The organism is Cupriavidus sp. YAF13, assembly GCF_052113425.1.
Classification (GTDB): Bacteria; Pseudomonadota; Gammaproteobacteria; order Burkholderiales; family Burkholderiaceae; genus Cupriavidus.
The window spans coordinates 96,466-114,712 of the sequence record NZ_JBFRDD010000014.1 but is presented as its reverse complement, the minus strand read 5'-3'; the positions used below and the strand labels follow the sequence as shown (position 1 = coordinate 114,712).

17 protein-coding genes are annotated in these 18,247 nt (G+C 64.4%); 11 read left to right on the top strand and 6 right to left on the bottom strand.

Annotation, left to right across the window (positions count from 1 at the left end; translation table 11 throughout):
- Positions 1-8 precede the first annotated feature (8 nt).
- Positions 9-446, bottom strand: coding sequence for a low molecular weight protein-tyrosine-phosphatase (locus AB4061_RS14075; RefSeq protein WP_441634686.1), 438 nt, complete (start codon positions 444-446; stop codon positions 9-11).
- Positions 443-1,582, bottom strand: coding sequence for a polysaccharide biosynthesis/export family protein (locus AB4061_RS14070; RefSeq protein WP_441634783.1), 1,140 nt, complete (start codon positions 1,580-1,582; stop codon positions 443-445). Before AB4061_RS14070 ends, AB4061_RS14075 begins: the two co-directional genes overlap by 4 nt.
- A 1,282-nt stretch (positions 1,583-2,864) precedes the next feature.
- Between AB4061_RS14070 and AB4061_RS14065 the strand changes: the two genes are divergently transcribed.
- Entirely contained in the window at positions 2,865-3,206 is a 342-nt protein-coding gene (locus AB4061_RS14065) for a hypothetical protein (RefSeq protein WP_441634684.1), read from the top strand.
- A gap of 388 nt (positions 3,207-3,594) precedes the next feature.
- Positions 3,595-4,080, top strand: a complete 486-nt coding sequence (locus tag AB4061_RS14060; protein WP_441634682.1) for a hypothetical protein — start codon at positions 3,595-3,597, stop codon at positions 4,078-4,080.
- A 65-nt stretch (positions 4,081-4,145) separates the two neighbouring features.
- On the opposite strand, the gene AB4061_RS14055 is transcribed toward AB4061_RS14060, so the two are convergent.
- Entirely contained in the window at positions 4,146-4,436 is a 291-nt protein-coding gene (locus AB4061_RS14055) for a hypothetical protein (protein ID WP_441634680.1), read from the bottom strand.
- Positions 4,437-4,906: 470 nt separating this feature from the next.
- Between AB4061_RS14055 and AB4061_RS14050 the strand changes: the two genes are divergently transcribed.
- The 3 genes from AB4061_RS14050 (at position 4,907) to AB4061_RS14040 (ending at position 8,079) form a co-directional block, all read left to right on the top strand.
- Positions 4,907-6,229: an SDR family oxidoreductase gene (locus tag AB4061_RS14050; protein ID WP_441634678.1), complete on the top strand. Its 1,323-nt coding sequence runs from the start codon at positions 4,907-4,909 to the stop codon at positions 6,227-6,229.
- Positions 6,226-6,717, top strand: coding sequence for a DUF2269 family protein (locus AB4061_RS14045; RefSeq protein ID WP_441634676.1), 492 nt, complete (start codon positions 6,226-6,228; stop codon positions 6,715-6,717). Before AB4061_RS14050 ends, AB4061_RS14045 begins: the two co-directional genes overlap by 4 nt.
- Positions 6,718-6,918: 201 nt before the next feature.
- Positions 6,919-8,079: a diguanylate cyclase gene (locus AB4061_RS14040; protein ID WP_441634674.1), complete on the top strand. Its 1,161-nt coding sequence runs from the start codon at positions 6,919-6,921 to the stop codon at positions 8,077-8,079.
- A gap of 46 nt (positions 8,080-8,125) precedes the next feature.
- On the opposite strand, the gene AB4061_RS14035 is transcribed toward AB4061_RS14040, so the two are convergent.
- Positions 8,126-8,587, bottom strand: coding sequence for a CopD family protein (locus AB4061_RS14035; RefSeq protein ID WP_441634672.1), 462 nt, complete (start codon positions 8,585-8,587; stop codon positions 8,126-8,128).
- Between the two features lie 309 nt (positions 8,588-8,896).
- Here AB4061_RS14035 and AB4061_RS14030 point away from each other — a divergent pair, with 309 nt between their 5' ends.
- Both AB4061_RS14030 and AB4061_RS14025 read left to right on the top strand, forming a co-directional pair.
- Positions 8,897-10,873 (top strand): diguanylate cyclase domain-containing protein, encoded by a 1,977-nt coding sequence (locus tag AB4061_RS14030; protein ID WP_441634670.1) that lies wholly within the window; start codon positions 8,897-8,899, stop codon positions 10,871-10,873.
- 72 nt (positions 10,874-10,945) lie between these two features.
- A complete protein-coding gene (locus AB4061_RS14025; RefSeq protein WP_441634668.1) occupies positions 10,946-11,407 on the top strand; it encodes a GNAT family N-acetyltransferase in 462 nt (153 codons plus the stop codon).
- 107 nt (positions 11,408-11,514) lie between these two features.
- On the opposite strand, the gene AB4061_RS14020 is transcribed toward AB4061_RS14025, so the two are convergent.
- On the bottom strand, positions 11,515-12,234 hold the full coding sequence (locus AB4061_RS14020) for a CoA transferase (RefSeq protein ID WP_441634666.1): 720 nt from the start codon (positions 12,232-12,234) through the stop codon (positions 11,515-11,517).
- 251 nt (positions 12,235-12,485) lie between these two features.
- On the bottom strand, positions 12,486-13,196 hold the full coding sequence (locus AB4061_RS14015; RefSeq protein WP_441634664.1) for a GntR family transcriptional regulator: 711 nt from the start codon (positions 13,194-13,196) through the stop codon (positions 12,486-12,488).
- Between the two features lie 213 nt (positions 13,197-13,409).
- On the opposite strand from AB4061_RS14015, the gene araD reads away from it, so the two are divergent.
- The 4 genes from araD to AB4061_RS13995 all read left to right on the top strand — a co-directional run bounded on the left by araD (position 13,410) and on the right by AB4061_RS13995 (position 18,227).
- On the top strand, positions 13,410-15,149 hold the full coding sequence (araD, locus tag AB4061_RS14010; RefSeq protein ID WP_441634662.1) for an L-arabinonate dehydratase: 1,740 nt from the start codon (positions 13,410-13,412) through the stop codon (positions 15,147-15,149).
- A gap of 46 nt (positions 15,150-15,195) precedes the next feature.
- Complete coding sequence (locus tag AB4061_RS14005) at positions 15,196-15,933, top strand: ribonuclease activity regulator RraA (protein ID WP_441634660.1); 738 nt, start codon at positions 15,196-15,198, stop codon at positions 15,931-15,933.
- 124 nt (positions 15,934-16,057) lie between these two features.
- Positions 16,058-17,062 carry a Bug family tripartite tricarboxylate transporter substrate binding protein gene (locus tag AB4061_RS14000; protein WP_441634658.1) on the top strand — a complete coding sequence of 335 codons (1,005 nt, stop codon included), beginning with the start codon at positions 16,058-16,060 and terminating at the stop codon, positions 17,060-17,062.
- A 175-nt stretch (positions 17,063-17,237) separates the two neighbouring features.
- Positions 17,238-18,227: a tripartite tricarboxylate transporter substrate binding protein gene (locus tag AB4061_RS13995; RefSeq protein WP_441634657.1), complete on the top strand. Its 990-nt coding sequence runs from the start codon at positions 17,238-17,240 to the stop codon at positions 18,225-18,227.
- The last annotated feature ends 20 nt before the right edge of the window (positions 18,228-18,247 follow it).

Below are 18,247 nucleotides of genomic sequence, written 5' to 3'. Positions count from 1 at the left end.
CGAATCTGTTAACGGAGTGCCTGGATGCGCGGCACCCAGGCTTCTACCCCGCGCTGAATCAGCTCCAGCGCGTTCTCAAAGGCGGGGAGTCCTTCGCGATAAGGATCCGGCACGTCGAACTTGGCGAGTTCGCCTAGCCGGAATACCCGGCCCGTTGTTGCGGGATGCAAGCGCTGGATCTCTTGCCGCTGCGAGTTGTCCATCACGAGGATCAGGTCTGCCTGCGTGGCGATGGCTCGGCTGAGTTGCCGAGCGTGATGGCCACTGATGTCCTGACCAAGCCCGCTCATCAACGCAACCGCGTGCGGATCGGCTGGCTGGCCTACTAGTGCACCCAAGCCCGCTGAGACGACGTTCACCTCAGGCAATGCTCGCTTTAGCAAGCCTTCCGCCATTGGGCTCCGGCAAATATTGCCAATGCACACCACGAGTACGGTCTTGATCATTTGATCGTATTCGCGGTGGAGTTGAAGAAGTTCCCACTCGGGAGCAACTGGTTGATCACGCGGCTCCAGCGCACGACGCCTGCCGCATCGACATACACAACATCCTTCGGCTTGAGCTCGAACGATTCCGCGAGAGCGAGGGAAACCGGCGACTTTCCGTCGAGATGGAAGATCTCGGCTTCGCCATCCTCGCTCTTGCGGATGACATAGAGCTCCTTAGCGTCGGCTGAAACAGGATTCACACCACCAGCTTCACCGATTGCCTCATTCAACGTCAGGCGACCGTTGCGCGGAAGAACAACGGAGGGACGCACGACCTCACCTGTAACGAACACCTTGCTGTCTTCACGCTGTTCGACTCGCACGATGTCACCATTTCGCAGCATGACGCGTGCGGGGTCGATGCCCTTGCGCAAGAGGGCGGGTAGATCTACTACGTAGTTCTTGCCATCGCGCGCGATGCGGATACGGCTGTTGTCGCCCGTTAGTACGTTGATCCCTCCGGCGCGATTCAGCGCTTCGACGAGCGTCATTGGTACGTCGTCAATATTCTGCGGACCAGGCACCTTCACTTCGCCGTCCAGGTAGACGCGTTTGCTGCGAAACGCGAGCACGCGCACTGTGACCTGCGGCATGTTGACGACATTCTTGAGCTGCTTGCTCAAGTCCCCGCGAATCTCGTCGGGCGTCTTGCCAAGTACGGTGACAACGCCAGCGTAGGGAAACTGGATGGTGCCGGCTGGGCTTACTACATAGCCAGGCACATTGGCAGCACCGCCAAGTGCTGGGATATCGTAGGCCGTGCCAATGGTGTAGGTCTGCGTGGGGAACACCAACTCGGGGTGATCCCATACGACGATAGAGAGAATATCGCCTATGCCAACCGTATAGGCTTGTGCCGTGCCAAACAGGGCTTGGACATCGTCGTTCGCCGGCTTGCTGCTAGCCTTCATAGCCCGCACCAACGCCGGCGTAATCTTCGTAACCTTGGGCACGGACTCAGGATCTTCCGGATCGAGCGGGCGCTGCGGATCAAAGCGCATGCCCGGCGCTAGCGCGCAGGATGCCAGCACCGGAATCGTCCCCAGCAACAGCAACGCTCTACGGAAAGACAGAAGGCTTGAAAGCTTGAACACGTCTTGATAGTTCCCTTGATACCCGAAAGGTCCGCGCTCCTGGCCGTCTCCTGGCTTGGGATTGCTGCGACGAATCCGCTTGTTCAACATGGCACACGTCGGGGCCTTTCCGCTGCGATGACCTGCAGGGCGGAGATGAACGTTGCGGCGGTGGCTTCTTGATGCCTGCACGCTTTGCTCTTGCAGTGCATCACTGCGCGAAGACCGGCGAAGTGTATGGCTCTTGGGGGTACATCTTCAAGGCGAAGCGGCAGTTTTTGCCGTGTTTTCTATCCCTACTGAAGAGTGGACCCGACAAAAGTGGGGATGCCCCTAAAAGGGGTAATGCAGAAGAATTTGGTTTGTGTTCATGATGGAAATTCCTGCCTGTTTTAGGACGTTTTCCCCCGATTGGGCTACGCGGTTTCTTGTGGATTTGCCGGGGTTTTTTGCGGTTTTTCGTTATCGCGTACGGGAGCGGCTTGCGGATGGAACGCGCTCTTTCATCGCCGGATTGCGTCGGCCACGCGTTGGCCATACATGGACCCTGCGGGGCTTTCATTTCCCCACCAAGGGAGGGATCAAATAACTTCGGAGGGACTTCCCCGACAATGCAAATTCGTGCTTGCGTGGAGATGGATATAAGGCTTAGTAGCGAGATCTAAAACATCATGTTGTGATGCATTATTGCTGCGCTCTATTGAGCCTTACCGATGGCCATGGCCGGAGAAAAGTGCCTCAGACTTTTGTGTGGGTATTGCATGCGGCTGCGAGTTGCCGGAAGCAATGTGCTGGTTTGCTCCCCTCTCCCATGAAATGGGTGAGGGGCCGGGGGCGAGGGCGGGTGCTCGCTCAAGGTGATGCGCCTCGCTCTTGCGCAGGCCCGCCCTCTCCCCCAACTCCTCTCCCGCCGTGCGGGAGAGGGGAGCTACCGCAGTGATGCGTTTAGCCCTGCGATGCATCGACCCACACAAAAATCAGATGAACCTAAAAAAAAGGGTGTAGGCGCGGGGAGTGCCTACACCCTATCGGGAATTAGCAAGGGGTCACGCTTGCTGGTGCTGATTATTGGTGCACATGTCTATTACAGTTACCCCGCTAAGGTAGGTGCCACGCTTAGGTGGGGATAGGAATGTGCTGCCGCCGTCGATATGGCATTGGCGGCCGGGAGGGGCATGCCTTTGTCCAGACATTCTTACCCTGCGCCGGGGTGGGTCCTACCAAGGCAGGGTACCGACACTGCGTTTGCCTAACCAGAATGATGCGCTGTTGTACTGGTTGTCACCTTGAAGGGCAGAAGCAGATGCTGGACTCAATCGAAAAAAACCTGGCGGCCGATGCGGCGGTGTTTGCGTCGGGCGAGGCGTGGATCGAGGCGCATCTGACGCCGTCGGGCTGGGTATATGGCAGCTACAAGGAGGAGAATGCGCACCCCGTCTTGATTCCGGCGCCCGGCGAGTCCGTGCTGACGGTGCGGCGGCACTATATAGTGAGCGGCGCGGCCGCGCCCCGGCGGCTTAGCGAGATCCGCACGACACGCGCGGATTCGGCCCGGGAGATCATTCGCTTGCTGGAGGCCTACGGCGAGCCGCATTTCAATATCAAGACGCGTCAGGTGCCGAGAGTCCCCGGCGTAACGTTCTGACTGGCTTTGTCTTGTTGTCTTATTGTCTTGTTGCTTTGCCCCCCCTGCCTGATCACGGCGCCTGGCGGCGCCGGGCATCTCTGGCCTTCGGCCCGGCCATAACCCCAACCTTGAGCGCCATCGCCTAGCCCGAATGGATGACGGGCTAGGGCAAACGGTGAATTGACGGCCTATGCGCGGGCGCTACCATCGAATTAATCTGGCTCGATCTCCTTGGCTACGGCCTGTCCAGCCGGACACAGCACGGAAAGCGCCTCTGGCTGCATGCGTATACACTGCTGCCGGTTCTTCGCGGGTGACAGGGTCCTGCGAGTGCCGTGCCAGGAGCGCGATTTTGCGGCGTGGCCTTGCCTTCGCGGCCGTAACAACGAGACAAGACAGTAAGATCATGAAAGTTTCGACCACCAATGTCCTCAACGTCCTGGAGCAGGGCGAAATCGCTGCCGTCCGGGATTTGGCACGGAACATCTCGCATCCTCGCGCATTTATTGTGCTTCGTACTGCCTTTATCGCGATGGCTGCGGTGGCCGTGCTGTGCTTCGCAGCGAGCAGCTTCCATCTCGATGGTTTTGAGAACGTGGGAATTGGCGCGGCGGTGGTGGCCGCGCTGCTGTTCCTTGGGGAGCGCCGCTGGTTCGGTAACCGGGATGAGGTGGTGGTGCCGGCCGAGCATGTTGCGGTGCTGCGCAGGGAGCTTCGCCAGGAGATGTTTGGCAAGCTGGAGGAAGTGGCGTGGCGCCTGACCCATGATGGCCCCGGGGATGGGGTGATCCGGGTGCGCACCTTGTGGCAGTTCCTGTCGGAATCCGTGGCCAGCGATACGCTCAAGCGCCGGGATGCTCGCCGGCCTGCCAAGGAATCGCAAGCGGGCTGAGCTACAGCGCGCAGACGGGGGCGGCCAGGCCGCCCCTCATCAATCGGCTGGCGACCGACCAGGCGCTATGCGTCGCCGCGCCCGCCCTCCCCATGCTCCGCCGCGAGTTCGCTCAGCACCAGTATTTCTTGCGCCAGTCCGGTCGCCAGTGAGAGCAGAGGGCCCTGGATGTCTGCGACCAGATCTCCGAATGTTCCGGCGGCGGCGCTGTCGCGGGTCATGAAGAGTAGCGCGTAGAGTTGTGCCGCTTTTTCGCCAGCGAGGCTCAGCGGGCTTTCGCATGGGGTATGGGCGGTCACGAACATGTCCGCGCCGGAATGTTCGGCAGTGACGCCGTAGCGGCTGTGCCTAAACATGGGCAGCCTCCGTCGCGGTGGCGTTCCGGAGTGCGTGGGTAAGTGGATTAAGGCGGGTCAAGCGTTGCCCGGAATGGGCGAGCGAAGACTGGGGCATGGGAGTGCCTCCTACGTTAGCGAATCGAAGTCCGCTCCCCGCTGCTATTCGGGGTGGGCGGGCGCAAGGCCGGGTAGCAGACCGGAACGTAAGTACCGGCGAGCCCGAAGGCTCCCCAGCCCAGGCCCACCCATAAGGGCGCACGAGGGCACCGGACGTGAAAATCCCGCCTTGCGGCGGCCGTCCGCTTACGTTTTCGGGCTGCTATTCCCGATCGCTGTTGTTGCAGCGACTAGAAGAGTATACCCCGACCCGAACCCGGAGAGAAACGTCACGCTGAGCCACCACATCCCTGAGTGGCAGCACTTGACTTCCCGCCTCCCGTTCTGTAATTTCTGTTTACACAGAAATTACAGAACAAACAGGTGACGCGATGAAGATCTTGGTGACCGGAGCGAGTGGGCTGGTGGGATCGGCGCTGGTGGCCCGCTTGCTGGCCGAGAGGCATCACGTGGTGGCGCTGGCGCGCCGGCTCGATCATCTGCCCCGTCATCCACGGCTTCACCGCGTTGCGGGGGACTTGTCCACCTGGACCACGCCGGCGCATTGGCTGGCGGCATTGCGCGGCGCCGATGCCGTCGTCAACACGGTGGGCATCTTTCGGGAAACCGGGCTGCAGCATTTCCGGGCATTGCACGTGGATATGCCGCTTGCCCTGATGCTGGCCTGCGAGCGGGCTGGCGTGCGGCGCATGGTCCAGCTATCCGCGCTGGGCGCGGCGGCGGATGGCGCTACCGCTTACTGGCGCAGCAAGGGCATGGCGGACGATGCCTTGCGCGCTAGCGCGCTGGACTGGGTGATTGTGCAGCCGTCGCTGGTGTATGCGCCGTCCGGCCGCAGTGCAACATTGTTCCGGCGCTGGGCGGCGTTGCCCGTGCTGCCGGTGCCGGCGGATGCCGGGCATGTGCAGCCGATCCATATCGACGACCTGGTGGCACTGCTGCTGCGGGTGGTCCGCACTGACTGCGCGGGCCGGCGCACGGTGGCGGCGGTTGGGCCGGTCCGGCTGCGGTTTGGCGACTGGCTTGGCGCCCTTAGAGGCGGCATGGGGCTGCGCACAGCGCGGGTGCTGCGTGTGCCGGGCTGGATGGCCAGCCTTGGGGCGCAATGCCTGGCCAGACTGCCTGGCAGCCTGGCCGATGGCGACAGCCTGGCCATGCTGCGCACCGACAATAGCGCCAGCCCGCACGCTGCGGCCACCTTGGCCGTGCGGCGCTTGCGCGCGCCGCACGCCTTTGCCACCGCTGCCGAGCGGCTGCCTGCCTTGCTGTTCTGGACCCTGCTGGCTGCCCGGCTGGCCATTGCCACGGTCTGGCTGGCCACCGCCTTTGTCTGTTTCGCGGACCCGGCCGCGGGCACGGCCTTGCTGCGCGAGGCGGGGCTGCCGCCGGCCTGGCGCGCGCCGCTGGTGTGGCTGGGTGCGGGGCTGGACCTGGCGCTCGGCGTGCTGGTGCTGTGGCGCCCCACCCGCGCGGTGTGGGCCATGCAGATGGCGCTGGTGCTTGGCTATACCGCGCTGATTACCTGGCTGGCGCCGGCGTGGTGGGCGCATCCCTTCGGGCCGGTGCTGAAGAACCTGCCGATGCTGGCGTGGTTCGCCCTCTTCCTGCAGCTCGATGCCAATACCAACACCAATACCGATACCGATGCCGGCCGGCAAGCCACCGCAAATGCACCAACCGAGGAGCGAGCATGACCTACCTGACCGTCAAGTGGCTGCATATCTTGTCCGCTACCTTCATGTTTGGCACGGGCTTTGGCACCGCCTTCTATCTGTTCTTCGTGAACCGCAGCAAGAACGTGCAGGCCATGGCGGTGGTGACCCGCTGGGTGGTGCGCGCCGACACCTGGATCACCGCGCCGGCCGTGGTCTTTCAGCCGCTGAGCGGGCTTTACATGATGCATGCGGCCGGGTATCCGCCTTCGGCGTCCTGGCTGTGGATCTCGCTGTCGCTCTACGCGCTGGCGGGGGCTTGCTGGCTGCCGGTGCTGTGGCTGCAATGGCGGATGCGCGATATGGCCGGGCTGGCTGCGCAGGCATTGCAGGCATCGGGCGGTGCGACGGATGCCGCTGGGCTTGCGCCGCGCTACTGGCTGTATGAGCGCATCTGGGTGGCGCTGGGGTTTCCGGCGTTCGGCGGCTTGCTGGTGGTGTACTGGCTGATGGTGAGCAAGCCCGCCTAAGAGGCCGCTTCAAAAAGATCCTGGCGTCGTTGCGCGGCCTTGGCCGATCCACTTGTACTGTCTGCGGCCGCGCGCCTAGCCAGAACCGCTTCGCTTCATTTTGAAACAGCCTCCAAGCCGCCACGCAAGCCGGCGGGCAACCTTAGGCGATCCGTCTTTGGTAGGATGGCCAATCTCCATGGATTGAGATGCGCGCAGACAATGCCCCAGATCGACCTGAGAACGACAGTGCTCCTGTCAGCGGTGATGTCGGCCCTGATGTCGGTCGTGCTGTTGTCGGCGTATTACAGTTTCCCGCGGTCGATCAAGGGGATTGGGCGCTGGGTCAGCGGCTCGCTGCTGCTGATCGTTGCGCCGTTGCTGTTCTGGTTGCGCGATATCGCCCCGGACTGGGTCTCCATCGTGGTGGCCAACTGCCTGGTGCTGGCCGCCATGGCCCTGTGGATGCTCGCCGTGCAAGCGTTCTACGGCCGGCCGCAAACATGGCGGTCCGCCGCCGCGCTGACCGTGCTGGGCACGCTGCTGCTGGCCTGGTATGCGCTTGGGCAGCCGAACTATGTGGCCCGGGTGGCCATCGTGACCTTCGTCGCCGGGATCTTCTATATCGTGCAATGCGTGCTGATCGTGCGCTACGGCGAGCGCCATTTCAGCACCTACTTCTTTGGCACCTTGATGATCGTCCAGGCGCTGGTGGTGGGGCTGCGTTTCGTCACCAGCTTGTTCGCCGGGATGGGCACGCAATCCTTTTTTGCCCCCGGCGACGTCATCCAGATCATCTACCTGAGTTCCAACACCCTGATGGACCTGGCCTTGTCGGTCGCCTTCATGCTGGTGATCACGCGGCGCCTGCACGTGGAACTCGACGTGCTCTCCAGGACCGACCCGCTGACGCTGCTGCTCAATCGGCGCGCCTTGAATGCGGCCGGGCAGGAGGCGCTGGAGCGCATGGCCGAGGACGGTAGCGAGATGGCCTTGCTGTTGATCGACCTTGATCACTTCAAGCGCGTCAACGACAGCATGGGGCATGCCGAGGGCGACCGGGTGCTGAAGGAGTTCTCGTCCATGCTCAAGCGCGAGCTGCCGCCCGGCGCCTGCCCGGGGCGCTTCGGGGGCGAGGAATTCCTGGTGTTGCTGCCGCATACCGGCATGGCTGGCGCGCTGGCGCTGGCGGAGCGCCTGCGGGCAACGTCTTCCCGGTTTTTTGGCGAGCGCGTCACGCATCTCACCATCAGTATCGGCGTGGCCTGCGTGGAGACATCGGAAACACGCCTGGACGACGCCATCGGCCGCGCCGATCTTGCCCTGTACCGCGCCAAGAGCGCGGGCAGGAACCGGGTCGAGGCGGTGATGCAAGCGGCCTGAGGGGCCTAAGGGGCCTAAGGGGCCTAAGCGACCTAAGCAGCGGCCATCAGGCGAGCAGCCGGCCGAGCGTGGCTACCGCGATGGTGAGCGCGCCAAGCGCCAGGTTCAGGCCGACGGCCTGCCGGATGCGGCCCAGCGCGGCGCCAGCGGCCTTCCAGTCTTGCGCATCGACGCCGCGCCGCAGCGCACCGTAGGGGCCGAAAAACACATAGGCAAAGATCCCGATCATGATCAGGCCAAGGCCGAACATGATGTGCCAGTGCACAGGCGCGGCGGCAAACCCGAGCGCGCCGAGCATGGACACGCCGCTGATGGCGATCAGCGCGACGGCGCCCCAGACCCAGGCCAGGAACCGCGCGAATACGGCGCGCCACAAGCGCAGCCGCTGCGGCGGCTCCAGCAGGGTGGCCGCTGCCGGGCGCAGGCAGACATAGGCGAAAAACATGCCGCCCACCCAGAGCGTGACGCCAGCGATGTGCAGGAAGCGGAGGACGGGATCGAGGGTCATGGGTTTTTGGATTCTTCGGGTTTATCGGATTTTTCGGATTTTTCGGATGACGGGGATGGGCAGGCTCCAGCCGGCGAACCGCGGCGGGGACTGTTGGGGGAATGCTGCATTCTAGCCCCCGAAAGCCACTTGTGCCGGGAAAAGCCACGGATAAGACACACATGCCAGCGCAATGGCGTCGGCGTTAGCGGAGCGCTCCGCCGCTTCTGCTAACCTACCAGCCGGGTCAGTCGCCGCGACAGGGGATGGGCAGCGGGGACGAAAAGGCCGGTGGTCAGGCTGGTCAGCAAAATCAAGAATAAGATACTTATGCGGCACTCCTTAAAGTATCGGGTCGCCTTAGCCACGGCGCTCGTGGTGACATTCATCATCCTGGCGCGCGCGCTGTTTGCCCAGTACTACGCGTTCCAGAGCCTGACAGCGCTGCGCCAGGCCCAGCAAGAAACGCTGGTCAAGCTGGTTGCCGAACAACTCGACGAGAAGTTCGAGACGCGGGCGATCGCCCTGCGCCGCCTGGCGCATCAGCTGGCGCCCATGCTCGGGCAGCCGCCCGCCGATTTGCGGCGCTTCGCCACGCAGGCGATGTCCATGCCGCAGATCTTCAATGCTGTGTTCCTGGCCTTGCCTGACGGCGACATGGTGTTCAGCACCGCCGTACCCATCGGCAAACGCATCCACCTGGCGGACCGCGACTACTTCCGCGACGTCGTCAACGGTTCGGAGTTTGCCGTGTCGGACCTGCTGCGGGGCCGGATGAGCGATTCGCCCGGCGTGGTGCTTGCCGTGCCCTTGCGCGGCCCGGACGGCAAGCTGCTCGCGGTGGTTGGCGGCGCGTTGAATTTCGCCGAGAGCAACTTCCTTGGCCAGCTGGCGCACAGCCGGGTTGGCCTGACCGGCAGCTATTGCCTGGTTTCCTCCGGCACAAACCCGCGCTACGCCATGCACCCCGATCCGTCGAAGGTGATGACGCCGGCGAAGGCGCTTGGCGAGGCCTGCGGCGTTGGCGCGCCGCCCTCCGCGTGGGAGCCCGTCAACCCGACGCAGCCCGTGGTGGCGCGCTACCTGCTCGCGTCCAATGGCTGGGAGGTGGTTTCGGTCCTCCCCGCCAAGGAAGCGTACGCGCCGCTGTTCGATGCCCGCCGCAAGACAATCATGGTTGCGGGCATGTCGCTGCTGCTGGCCGCGCTGCTGATGTGGCTGGTGATACGCCGCCTGCTGGCGCCGCTGGAGCTGCTGCATCGCGTGGTCAGCGAGGTGCCCAAGAATCCTGCCGCCCTGGCTGCGCTGCCAACCGGGCGCAATGACGAGATCGGTGAGCTGGCCACCACCTTTGGCGCGGTCATGCAGCAGCTCTCCGAGCGGGAAGCCGCGCTCAGCACCGCCAAGGATTGCGCCGCCGAGAGCGAGAAGCGCATCGAGGCCATTGCCAACCATGTGCCGGACTTTGTCTCGTTCATCGACATGAGCGAGCGCTATGTCTTTGTCAACGAGGCCTACGCGCAGCGGTTCAACCTGCCGGTGCAGCAGATTGTCGGGCTGACGATGCGCGAGCTTTGGGGCACCTCCGTCTACGTGGCATCGAAGCCGTACCTGGAACAGGCCTACCTGGGTGCGTCGGTCACCTTCAGCCTGGAAGGCAAGGATGACGCCGAGTGCATGGAAATTACGTACCAGCCGGCCTGGAATGACGGCAAGGACACGGTCCAGGGACTGTACATGTTCGCGCGCAACGTGACCAGCGAGCGCCAGAAGATGCGCAGCCTGGAAGCGCAGACGCTCACGGACCACCTCACGGGCCTGCTTAACCGCAAGGGGTTCGACCGGCGCATGGCCGACGCCATGACCCGGGCCAGCGCGAGCCGCGCCAGCGCTGCCCTGTTGCTGGTGGATGTCGACGATTTCAAGACCATCAACGACACGTTTGGGCACGCCGTTGGCGACCAGCTGCTGGCTTCCTTCAGCGAGCGCCTTTCGGCCTGCGTGCGCACTGGCGACGCCGTGGCCCGGATCGGCGGCGACGAATTTGGCATCGTGCTGGACGACGCGCTCAACATGGCAACGCTGGAGCGCATCGCCCAGGCCATCGTGTACGCGGCCAGGCGAGGGCATTGCATCGAAGGCCATTCCATCGTGGCAACCGCCAGCGTGGGCATGGCCATCCATTACCCGGACGACGGCCAGACCGCGAACGAGCTCTTCATGCGTGCCGACATGGCACTCTACGAAGCCAAGCGCAGCGGCAAGGCGCGCTACACGCCACCGCCTGCCTCGAGCAACCACACCTAGTATCAATACGCGACAATACAACAACACAACAACACAACAACGCAGCAGCACACTCACCCTGAGGATGACCCCGTGACCGACCCGATCCTGATCCGCCCCGCCGAGCCAAGAGATTTCGAAGCGTGGAAAGTGCTATGGGATGGCTACAACGCCTTCTACGGACGCAAGGCGGAGACAGCGCTGCCGATTGAAATCACGCGCATGACATGGTCGCGCTTCTTCGACGCTTACGAGCCCATGCACGCACTGGTGGCGGAGCGCTCCGGTGAATTGCTTGGCCTGGTGCATTACCTGTTTCATCGCAGCACCATCCAGATCGGCCCGAGCTGCTACCTGCAGGACCTCTTTACTACAGAAGCGGCACGCGGCACCGGCGTGGGCCGCGCGTTGATCGAGGCGGTCTACCAGCGCGCCGAAGCCGCTGGCGCAAAGCGGGTCTACTGGCAAACGCACGAGACCAACACGACGGCGATGAAGCTCTACGACAAGGTCGCGGAGAATTCGGGGTTCGTGGTGTATCGCAAGCCGGTTTAGCGCTTGGATGCATCGGACCTCAGCGGAGATCGATGCATTCTCTGCGTCATGCCATTGCCGATCCGCGCGTGGTGCCCGCGGCCATCATGCGGTCGATGGCGGCGTCGTCATAGCCCACCTCGCGCAGCACCTCGCGGCTGTGTTCCCCCAGCGCGGGCGCATGGCGCCGGCTGGTGGGCGGCGTGCCCGACCACTCGCTGCGTGGTGCGCTTGGCCATCTCGTCGCCGACCATGGCGTAAAGCGCCGTGATGTGGGCGGTGCGCGTGGTGATGCTGGCGAAGCGGGGATCGGTGTCGAACAACCCGGCCTTGCCGATGGCCTTGAGGAAGGCACGCCAGTGATGATCGTGATAGATCAGGCAACACACATGGCCGTCGCGCGTCTGGTAGGGCCGGCGCTCCGGCGACAACAGGCGCGGATAGCCAAAGCCGCCGCGCGGCGGCACGAAGGTCTCGCCGTAAAGGTGGTCGCCCAGCACGTAGGGGACCATGGTTTCGAACATCGGCACGTCCACGCGCTGGCCCTTGCCGGTACGTGCTTGCGCGTACAGCGCGGCGCAGATCACGCCAAAGGCGTAGAGCCCTACCGAGCGGTCGGCAATGGTGATGGGGAGATAGCGCGGGATATCGCCGCTGCCCTTGGCCATCGCCTGGGGCAGGCCGCAGGCCGCCTGGATCAGGTCGTCGAACGCGGCCTGCGGCGCGTAGCGGCCGCGCTGCGAAAAGCCGAACATGCCGACATAGACCAGGCGCGGGTTCAGCGCGGACAGCGTTTCGTAGTCCAGCCCCAGGCGCTGCATGGCTTGCGGCCTGACGTTGTAGAGCAAACCCTCTAACTGCTTGACAATTTATGCCGGCTCGTGAATCAACACCCTTATTTATGGGTCGTGTTATCCACAAATACTGTGGATAACAGACCCCTCGCTTCCCGCCAACCGGCTTGCAGCCGCCAATCCGGTCGGACTGCCTATTGTTTCAGCAACTTGAAGATTTTGTGGCACATTCGTGGCAGGGATGGAGTCCGTTGTCGATGCCACGAGCTTCGATCGCCTCGCTTTGCTTTGCTTTGCGCTTGCTGCTACTGCAGGAAGTTGCCGTAGCGAGCGCGGATCTCTTCGAGATTGGCGAGCGTGCCGGAAAGATGCCGGCGCAGGCTGGCCTGGGCGGCGTCGGGGTCGCCGCTGGCGATCGCATCGACGATGGCGGTGTGATCCGCCACTACCGCGTTGGCCTTGCCGGCGATCGGCAGGTGCAGGCGGCGCAGGCGGTCCAGGTGGCCGCTCTGGCGGCGCACCAGCATCCACAGGTCCGGCACGCGGGCGGCTTCGTACATCTGGCGGTGGAAGGCCTGGTCGAACAGGGAGAACTCCGCGAAGTCTTGGGCGGCCAGCATGGCCTGCTGCCGCGCCACGCTCAGGCGCAGCCGCTCCACCAGCGCGGGGTCCGGTGCCTCGGCCAGCGTGCGCACGATTTCCACTTCCACGGAGCGCCGCAGGAAATGCGCCTGCTGGGCCAGCGCGATGCTGATGGGGCTGACCACCGTGGCGTGCTGCGGGAAGATATCGACCAGCCCTTCCTCGGCAAGGCGCATCAGGGCATCGCGCACCGGCGTCTGGCTGATGCCGTATTGCGCGGCGAGATCCGTGCGCGACAGCACCGTGCCGGGGGGCAGCGTCATGGAGATGATCATGTCCCGCATATGCTCGAACACCTGCGGCGCGGCATGCCGGGTGCGGTCGAACTGGAATTGAATCTGCGGGGCGGACAAGGTGGCTTCAGTGGCTTCCATCGGGCGGTCTGGTTTCACGGCACGGGCGTGGCTTATCACGCACAAGGACGCTGCATTGCGTCCCATGGCAGCAGTTTAGTGGAAAGTTTTACGGTTTGACACACTAATATATTAGTGCTTTAATCCATCCGACGATATCAGATGTCGTATCTCTGCAGCCCAATTCTGGCACCGGAGGTCCGGCCCAATGACAACATCCGTGGAAGAGACAGCATGACGTCACGAAAGAAGACGCCCGAGACCCTGCGCAGCGCGCGCTGGTTTGCCCCCGACGACCTGCGCTCCTCCGGGCACCGCTCGCGCATCATGCAGATGGGCTACTCGCCCGACGAATGGCTGGACCGCCCGATCATCGCGATCATCAACACGTGGTCCGACATCAATCCCTGCCACTCCCACTTCAAGCAGCGTGTCGACGACGTCAAGCGCGGCATCCTGCAGGCCGGCGGCTTCCCGATCGAGCTCCCCGCCATCTCGCTGTCGGAAAGCGCGGTCAAGCCAACCACCATGCTGTACCGGAACATGCTGGCGATGGAAGCGGAGGAACTGATCCGCTCCCACCCCATCGACGGCGCGGTGCTGATGGGCGGCTGCGACAAGACCACGCCCGGCTTGCTGATGGGCGCGTCGAGCGCAGGCGTGCCGGCCATCTACGTGCCGGCCGGCCCGATGCTGCGCGGCAACTGGAGGGGCAACGTGCTGGGGTCCGGCTCCGACGCCTGGAAGTTCTGGGACGAGCGCCGCGCCGGCAATATCAGCAAGACCGAATGGATCGGCATCGAGGGCGGCATCGCCCGCAGCCACGGCACCTGCATGACGATGGGCACGGCCAGCACCATGACTGCGATTGCCGAGGCCATCGGCATGACGCTGCCGGGCGCCTCGTCCATCCCCGCTGCCGATGCCAACCATATCCGCATGTGCTCCGAGGCCGGACGGCGCATCGTGGACATGGTGTGGGAAGACCTGACCCCGCAACAGATCCAGACGCGTGCGTCGTTTGAAAACGCCATCGCGGTGGCCATGGCGATGGGTTGCTCCACCAACGCCATCATCCACGTGATCGCCATGGCGCGCCGCGCCGGGCATGACATCGGGCTGGAGGATTTCGACAAGACCAGCCGCGTTGTGCCGGTGATCGCCAATATCCGGCCCAGCGGCGACAAATACCTGATGGAGGATTTCTTCTACGCCGGGGGCCTGCCCGCGCTGATGAACCGCATCAGCGACAAGCTGCACCTGGATGCGCTGACCGTCACCGGCCGCACGCTGGGCGAGAACATCGCGGGCGCGGAGGTCTATAACGACGACGTGATCCGCACCAAGGAAAACGCGCTGTACCAGGAGGGCGCGCTGGCCGTGCTCAAGGGCAATATCGCGCCGGACGGCTGCGTGATCAAACCCAGCGCCTGCGAGAAACGGTTCTTCAAGCACACTGGCCCGGCGCTGGTGTTCGACGACTATCCGTCGATGAAGGAAGCGGTGGAGCGCGACGATCTCGACGTCACCGCCGACCACATCCTGATCCTGCGCAACGCCGGACCGCAAGGCGGCCCGGGCATGCCGGAATGGGGCATGCTGCCCATCCCCAAGAAGCTGGTCCAGCAAGGCGTGCGGGACATGCTGCGCATGTCGGACGCGCGCATGAGCGGCACCAGCTACGGCGCCTGCATCCTGCACGTGTCGCCCGAATCGTATATCGGCGGCCCGTTCGCGCTGGTGCGCACCGGCGACATGATCTCGGTCGACATCGACCGCCGCAGCATCCACCTGGAGGTGTCCGACGAAGAGCTGGCGCGCCGCAAGGCCGCGTGGACGCCGCCGCCGCCGCGCTTCGGGCGTGGCTATGGCTGGATGTTCGCCAAGCACATCCGGCAAGCCAACGACGGCTGCGACTTCGACTTCCTGCAAACCGATTTTGGCGCGCCCACGGGCGAACCCAGCATCTACTGACCACCCAGATATCCAGACACTCAGACACCCAGACAGCGGACCCGCCATGACCGATACGACCCACGCCAGCAAGCTCAGCCAGCAGACCATCGACCAGTTCAAGACTGTCAGCACCGCCACGTTGTGCACGGCGCTGTTCAAGCGCGGGCTGCGCAACCAGTTCATCCAGGACGTGCATCCGCTCAATCCCGAGCACGGCAACATGGTTGGCGAGGCCTTCACGCTGCGCTACATCCCGGCGCGCGAAGACCTGAACCCGATCTCGGTGTTCCTGGATCCGAACCATCCGCAACGCCAGGCGGTTGAGCAGTGCCCATCCGGCGCGGTGCTGGTGATCGACAGCCGCAAGGACGCGCGCGCGGCCTCCGCCGGCTCGATCCTGATCACGCGCCTGATGCAGCGCGGCGCGGCCGGTGTCGTCACCGACGGCGGCTTTCGCGATTCGCCGGAGATTGCGCGGCTGGCCATGCCGGCCTATCACCACCGCCCCTCCGCGCCGACCAACCTGACGCTGCACCAGGCCATCGAGATCAACGGCCCCATCGGCTGCGGCGACGTGGCGGTGTTCCCGGGCGACGTGGTGGTGGGCGATGCCGAAGGCGTGATCATCGTGCCGCGCCACCTGGCCGAGGAAATCGCGGCGGAGGCGGTGGAGATGACCGCGTTCGAAGACTTCGTCACGGAGGAAGTGATGAAGGGCCGCTCGATCATCGGCCTGTATCCGCCAACCCAGGAGCAAAGCCGGCTGGACTTTGCCGCATGGCGCGAAGCCAGGGGCCGCTGAGCGCTGAGCATCGCCGTCTGCCAGACGGGACAAGCCACAAAGAAGCCACAAAGAAGCCACAGACAAGCACATGAGCCAGCCCGCCCCCGATGCAGGGGGCAAGGCGGCCACGCATGGAGACAAGATGAATCACAACAAGCGAGGCGCGCTGCGCCGCGTTGCCGCCCTCGGCATGCTGGCTGCGGCCGGCGCCCTGTTCATGTTCAGTGCCGGCGCGCGGGCCGAGGACAAATGGCCGTCGCGCCCGATCACCTGGGTCGTGCCTTTCGCGGCGGGCGGCTCCACCGATATCGTCGCCCGCACCATCGGGCAGGAGATCTCGAAGGCGCTGGGCCAGCCGGTGGTGGTCGAGAACCGGCCCGGCGCGGCCGGCGCGGTGGGCGCGGGCTACGTGGCACGCGCCAAGCCGGATGGCTACACGCTGTTTGGCGGCACTATCAGCACGCATGCCATCAACGCGAGCCTGTACAAGAATCTCTCATACGACCCGGTCAAGGATTTCGAGCCGGTCTGCCTGATCGCCTACGTGCCCAATGTGCTGATGGTCGACGCCAAGCTGCCGATCTACAACGTGAAGGAGCTGATCGCCTATGCGAAGAGCCATCCGGGCCTGAGCTTCGCGTCGTCGGGCGCGGGCACGTCGACGCATCTGGCAGGTGAGCTGTTCGCCGACATGATCAAGGTGCCGATGACCCACGTGCCCTACAAGGGCAGCCCGCAGGCAATCCAGGACGTGGCCGCCGGCCTCGTTCCTTTTCTGTTCGACCAGCTGACCGCGGGCGACGCCATGATCAAGGCTGGCAAGCTGCGCGCGCTGGCCGTGACCTCGCCCAAGCGCTCCGCGCTGGCGCCCAACGTGCCGACCATGGCCGAGGCCGGCGTGCCGGGCTTCGAGATGGTGTCGTGGCAGGCCCTATACGCGCCGCACGGCACGCCGAAGGAGGTAGTGCAGCGGCTGAACGCCGAAGTGGTGCGCGCGCTGAAGCAACCCGCCGTGCAGCAGCGGATGACGCAGCAACTGGGCATGGAAGTGGTGGGCAGCAGCCCCGCCGAACTCGCGGCGTTCATGGGCAAGGAAATCCCGCGCTGGGCCGAGCTGGTGAGGAAGTCAGGGGCGACGGCGAATTAATGGCGCGTCCGGCGTTGCCACGGTTTGCTCCCCTCTCCCGCCGTGCGGGAGAGGGGAACCGCGCAGTTGCGAATGATGCGTTAGCGCTATTGCTGCGCATTGGATGGAAAGCGAAAGCACTAGGCCATTAGGCCGTTAAGCCATTAAGCCGAAACAAAAACGCGCAGGAGACAACATGCACTTCTACACCAAGCCCATCACACGAGCGCTAGCGGGCATCGCGGCCGCACTCGCCTTGACCGCCCCCGCCACCCATGCCGCCGAAGCCGGCTACCCCACCAAGACCATCACCATCATCGTCCCCGCCTCCCCCGGCGGCGCCATCGACCTGGTAGCGCGGCTGGTGGGCCAGAAGATGACCGAAGCCTGGGGCCAGTCCGTGGTGGTGGACAACCGCCCCGGCGCCACCGGCATCATCGGCACCGACCTCGTCGCCAAAAGCGCGCCGGACGGCTACATGCTGGCGCTGGTGGCCAGYAGCCACGCCATCAATCCCAGCATGGTGAAGAAGCTGCCCTTCGACACCATCAAGAGCTTCGAGCCGGTGGCGCTGACCCACGTGGTGCCGCTGATGCTGGTGGTGTCCCCTTCCCTGCCGGTGACGTCCGTCAAGGAACTGATCGCCTACGGCAAGGCCAACCCGGGCAAGCTGTCGTTCGCGTCCAGCGGTTCGGGCGGCGCGCCGCATTTCTCGGGCGAGCTGTTCAAGAGCATGACGGGCATCGACATGGTCCACATCCCGTACAAGGGCAGCACGCTGGCCCATCCGGACCTGACCAGCGGCCGCGTGTCGCTGATGTTCGACACCGTTGCCGCCATCGGGCCGCAGGTCAAGGGCGGCAAGGTGCGCCCGCTGGCGGTGACGACCGCCAAGCGCTCATCGGCCGCGCCGCAGGTGCCGACCATGGCGCAGGCCGGCCTGCCCGGCTATGAGACCAGTACCTGGGGTGGCGTGCTGGCCCCGGCCGGCACCCCCAAGGCGGTGGTGGACAAGCTCAACGCCGAGATCAACAAGGCGCTGGCTTCGCCCGACGTGCGCGAGCGCCTGCAGAACGCCGGCATCGAACCCGCAGGCAGCACGCCCGCGCAATTCGCCAGTTTCCTGCAGGTGGAAATGGGCAAGTGGGCCAAGGTGGCCAAGGATGCGGGCATCCAGCCCGAGTGAGTTGCCACCGGGCAGCCACC

Coding starts and splice junctions, on each gene's coding strand:
- AB4061_RS14060 (WP_441634682.1), top strand. CDS start 3,595: ATGAAAGTTTCGACCACCAATGTCCTCAACGTCCTGGAGCAGGGCGAA.
- AB4061_RS14075 (WP_441634686.1), bottom strand. CDS start 446: ATGATCAAGACCGTACTCGTGGTGTGCATTGGCAATATTTGCCGGAGC.
- AB4061_RS14015 (WP_441634664.1), bottom strand. CDS start 13,196: ATGGAAGCCACTGAAGCCACCTTGTCCGCCCCGCAGATTCAATTCCAG.
- AB4061_RS14040 (WP_441634674.1), top strand. CDS start 6,919: ATGCCCCAGATCGACCTGAGAACGACAGTGCTCCTGTCAGCGGTGATG.
- AB4061_RS14000 (WP_441634658.1), top strand. CDS start 16,058: ATGAATCACAACAAGCGAGGCGCGCTGCGCCGCGTTGCCGCCCTCGGC.
- AB4061_RS14045 (WP_441634676.1), top strand. CDS start 6,226: ATGACCTACCTGACCGTCAAGTGGCTGCATATCTTGTCCGCTACCTTC.
- AB4061_RS14005 (WP_441634660.1), top strand. CDS start 15,196: ATGACCGATACGACCCACGCCAGCAAGCTCAGCCAGCAGACCATCGAC.
- AB4061_RS14030 (WP_441634670.1), top strand. CDS start 8,897: ATGCGGCACTCCTTAAAGTATCGGGTCGCCTTAGCCACGGCGCTCGTG.
- AB4061_RS14035 (WP_441634672.1), bottom strand. CDS start 8,587: ATGACCCTCGATCCCGTCCTCCGCTTCCTGCACATCGCTGGCGTCACG.
- AB4061_RS14050 (WP_441634678.1), top strand. CDS start 4,907: ATGAAGATCTTGGTGACCGGAGCGAGTGGGCTGGTGGGATCGGCGCTG.
- araD (WP_441634662.1), top strand. CDS start 13,410: ATGACGTCACGAAAGAAGACGCCCGAGACCCTGCGCAGCGCGCGCTGG.
- AB4061_RS14055 (WP_441634680.1), bottom strand. CDS start 4,436: ATGTTTAGGCACAGCCGCTACGGCGTCACTGCCGAACATTCCGGCGCG.
- AB4061_RS14065 (WP_441634684.1), top strand. CDS start 2,865: ATGCTGGACTCAATCGAAAAAAACCTGGCGGCCGATGCGGCGGTGTTT.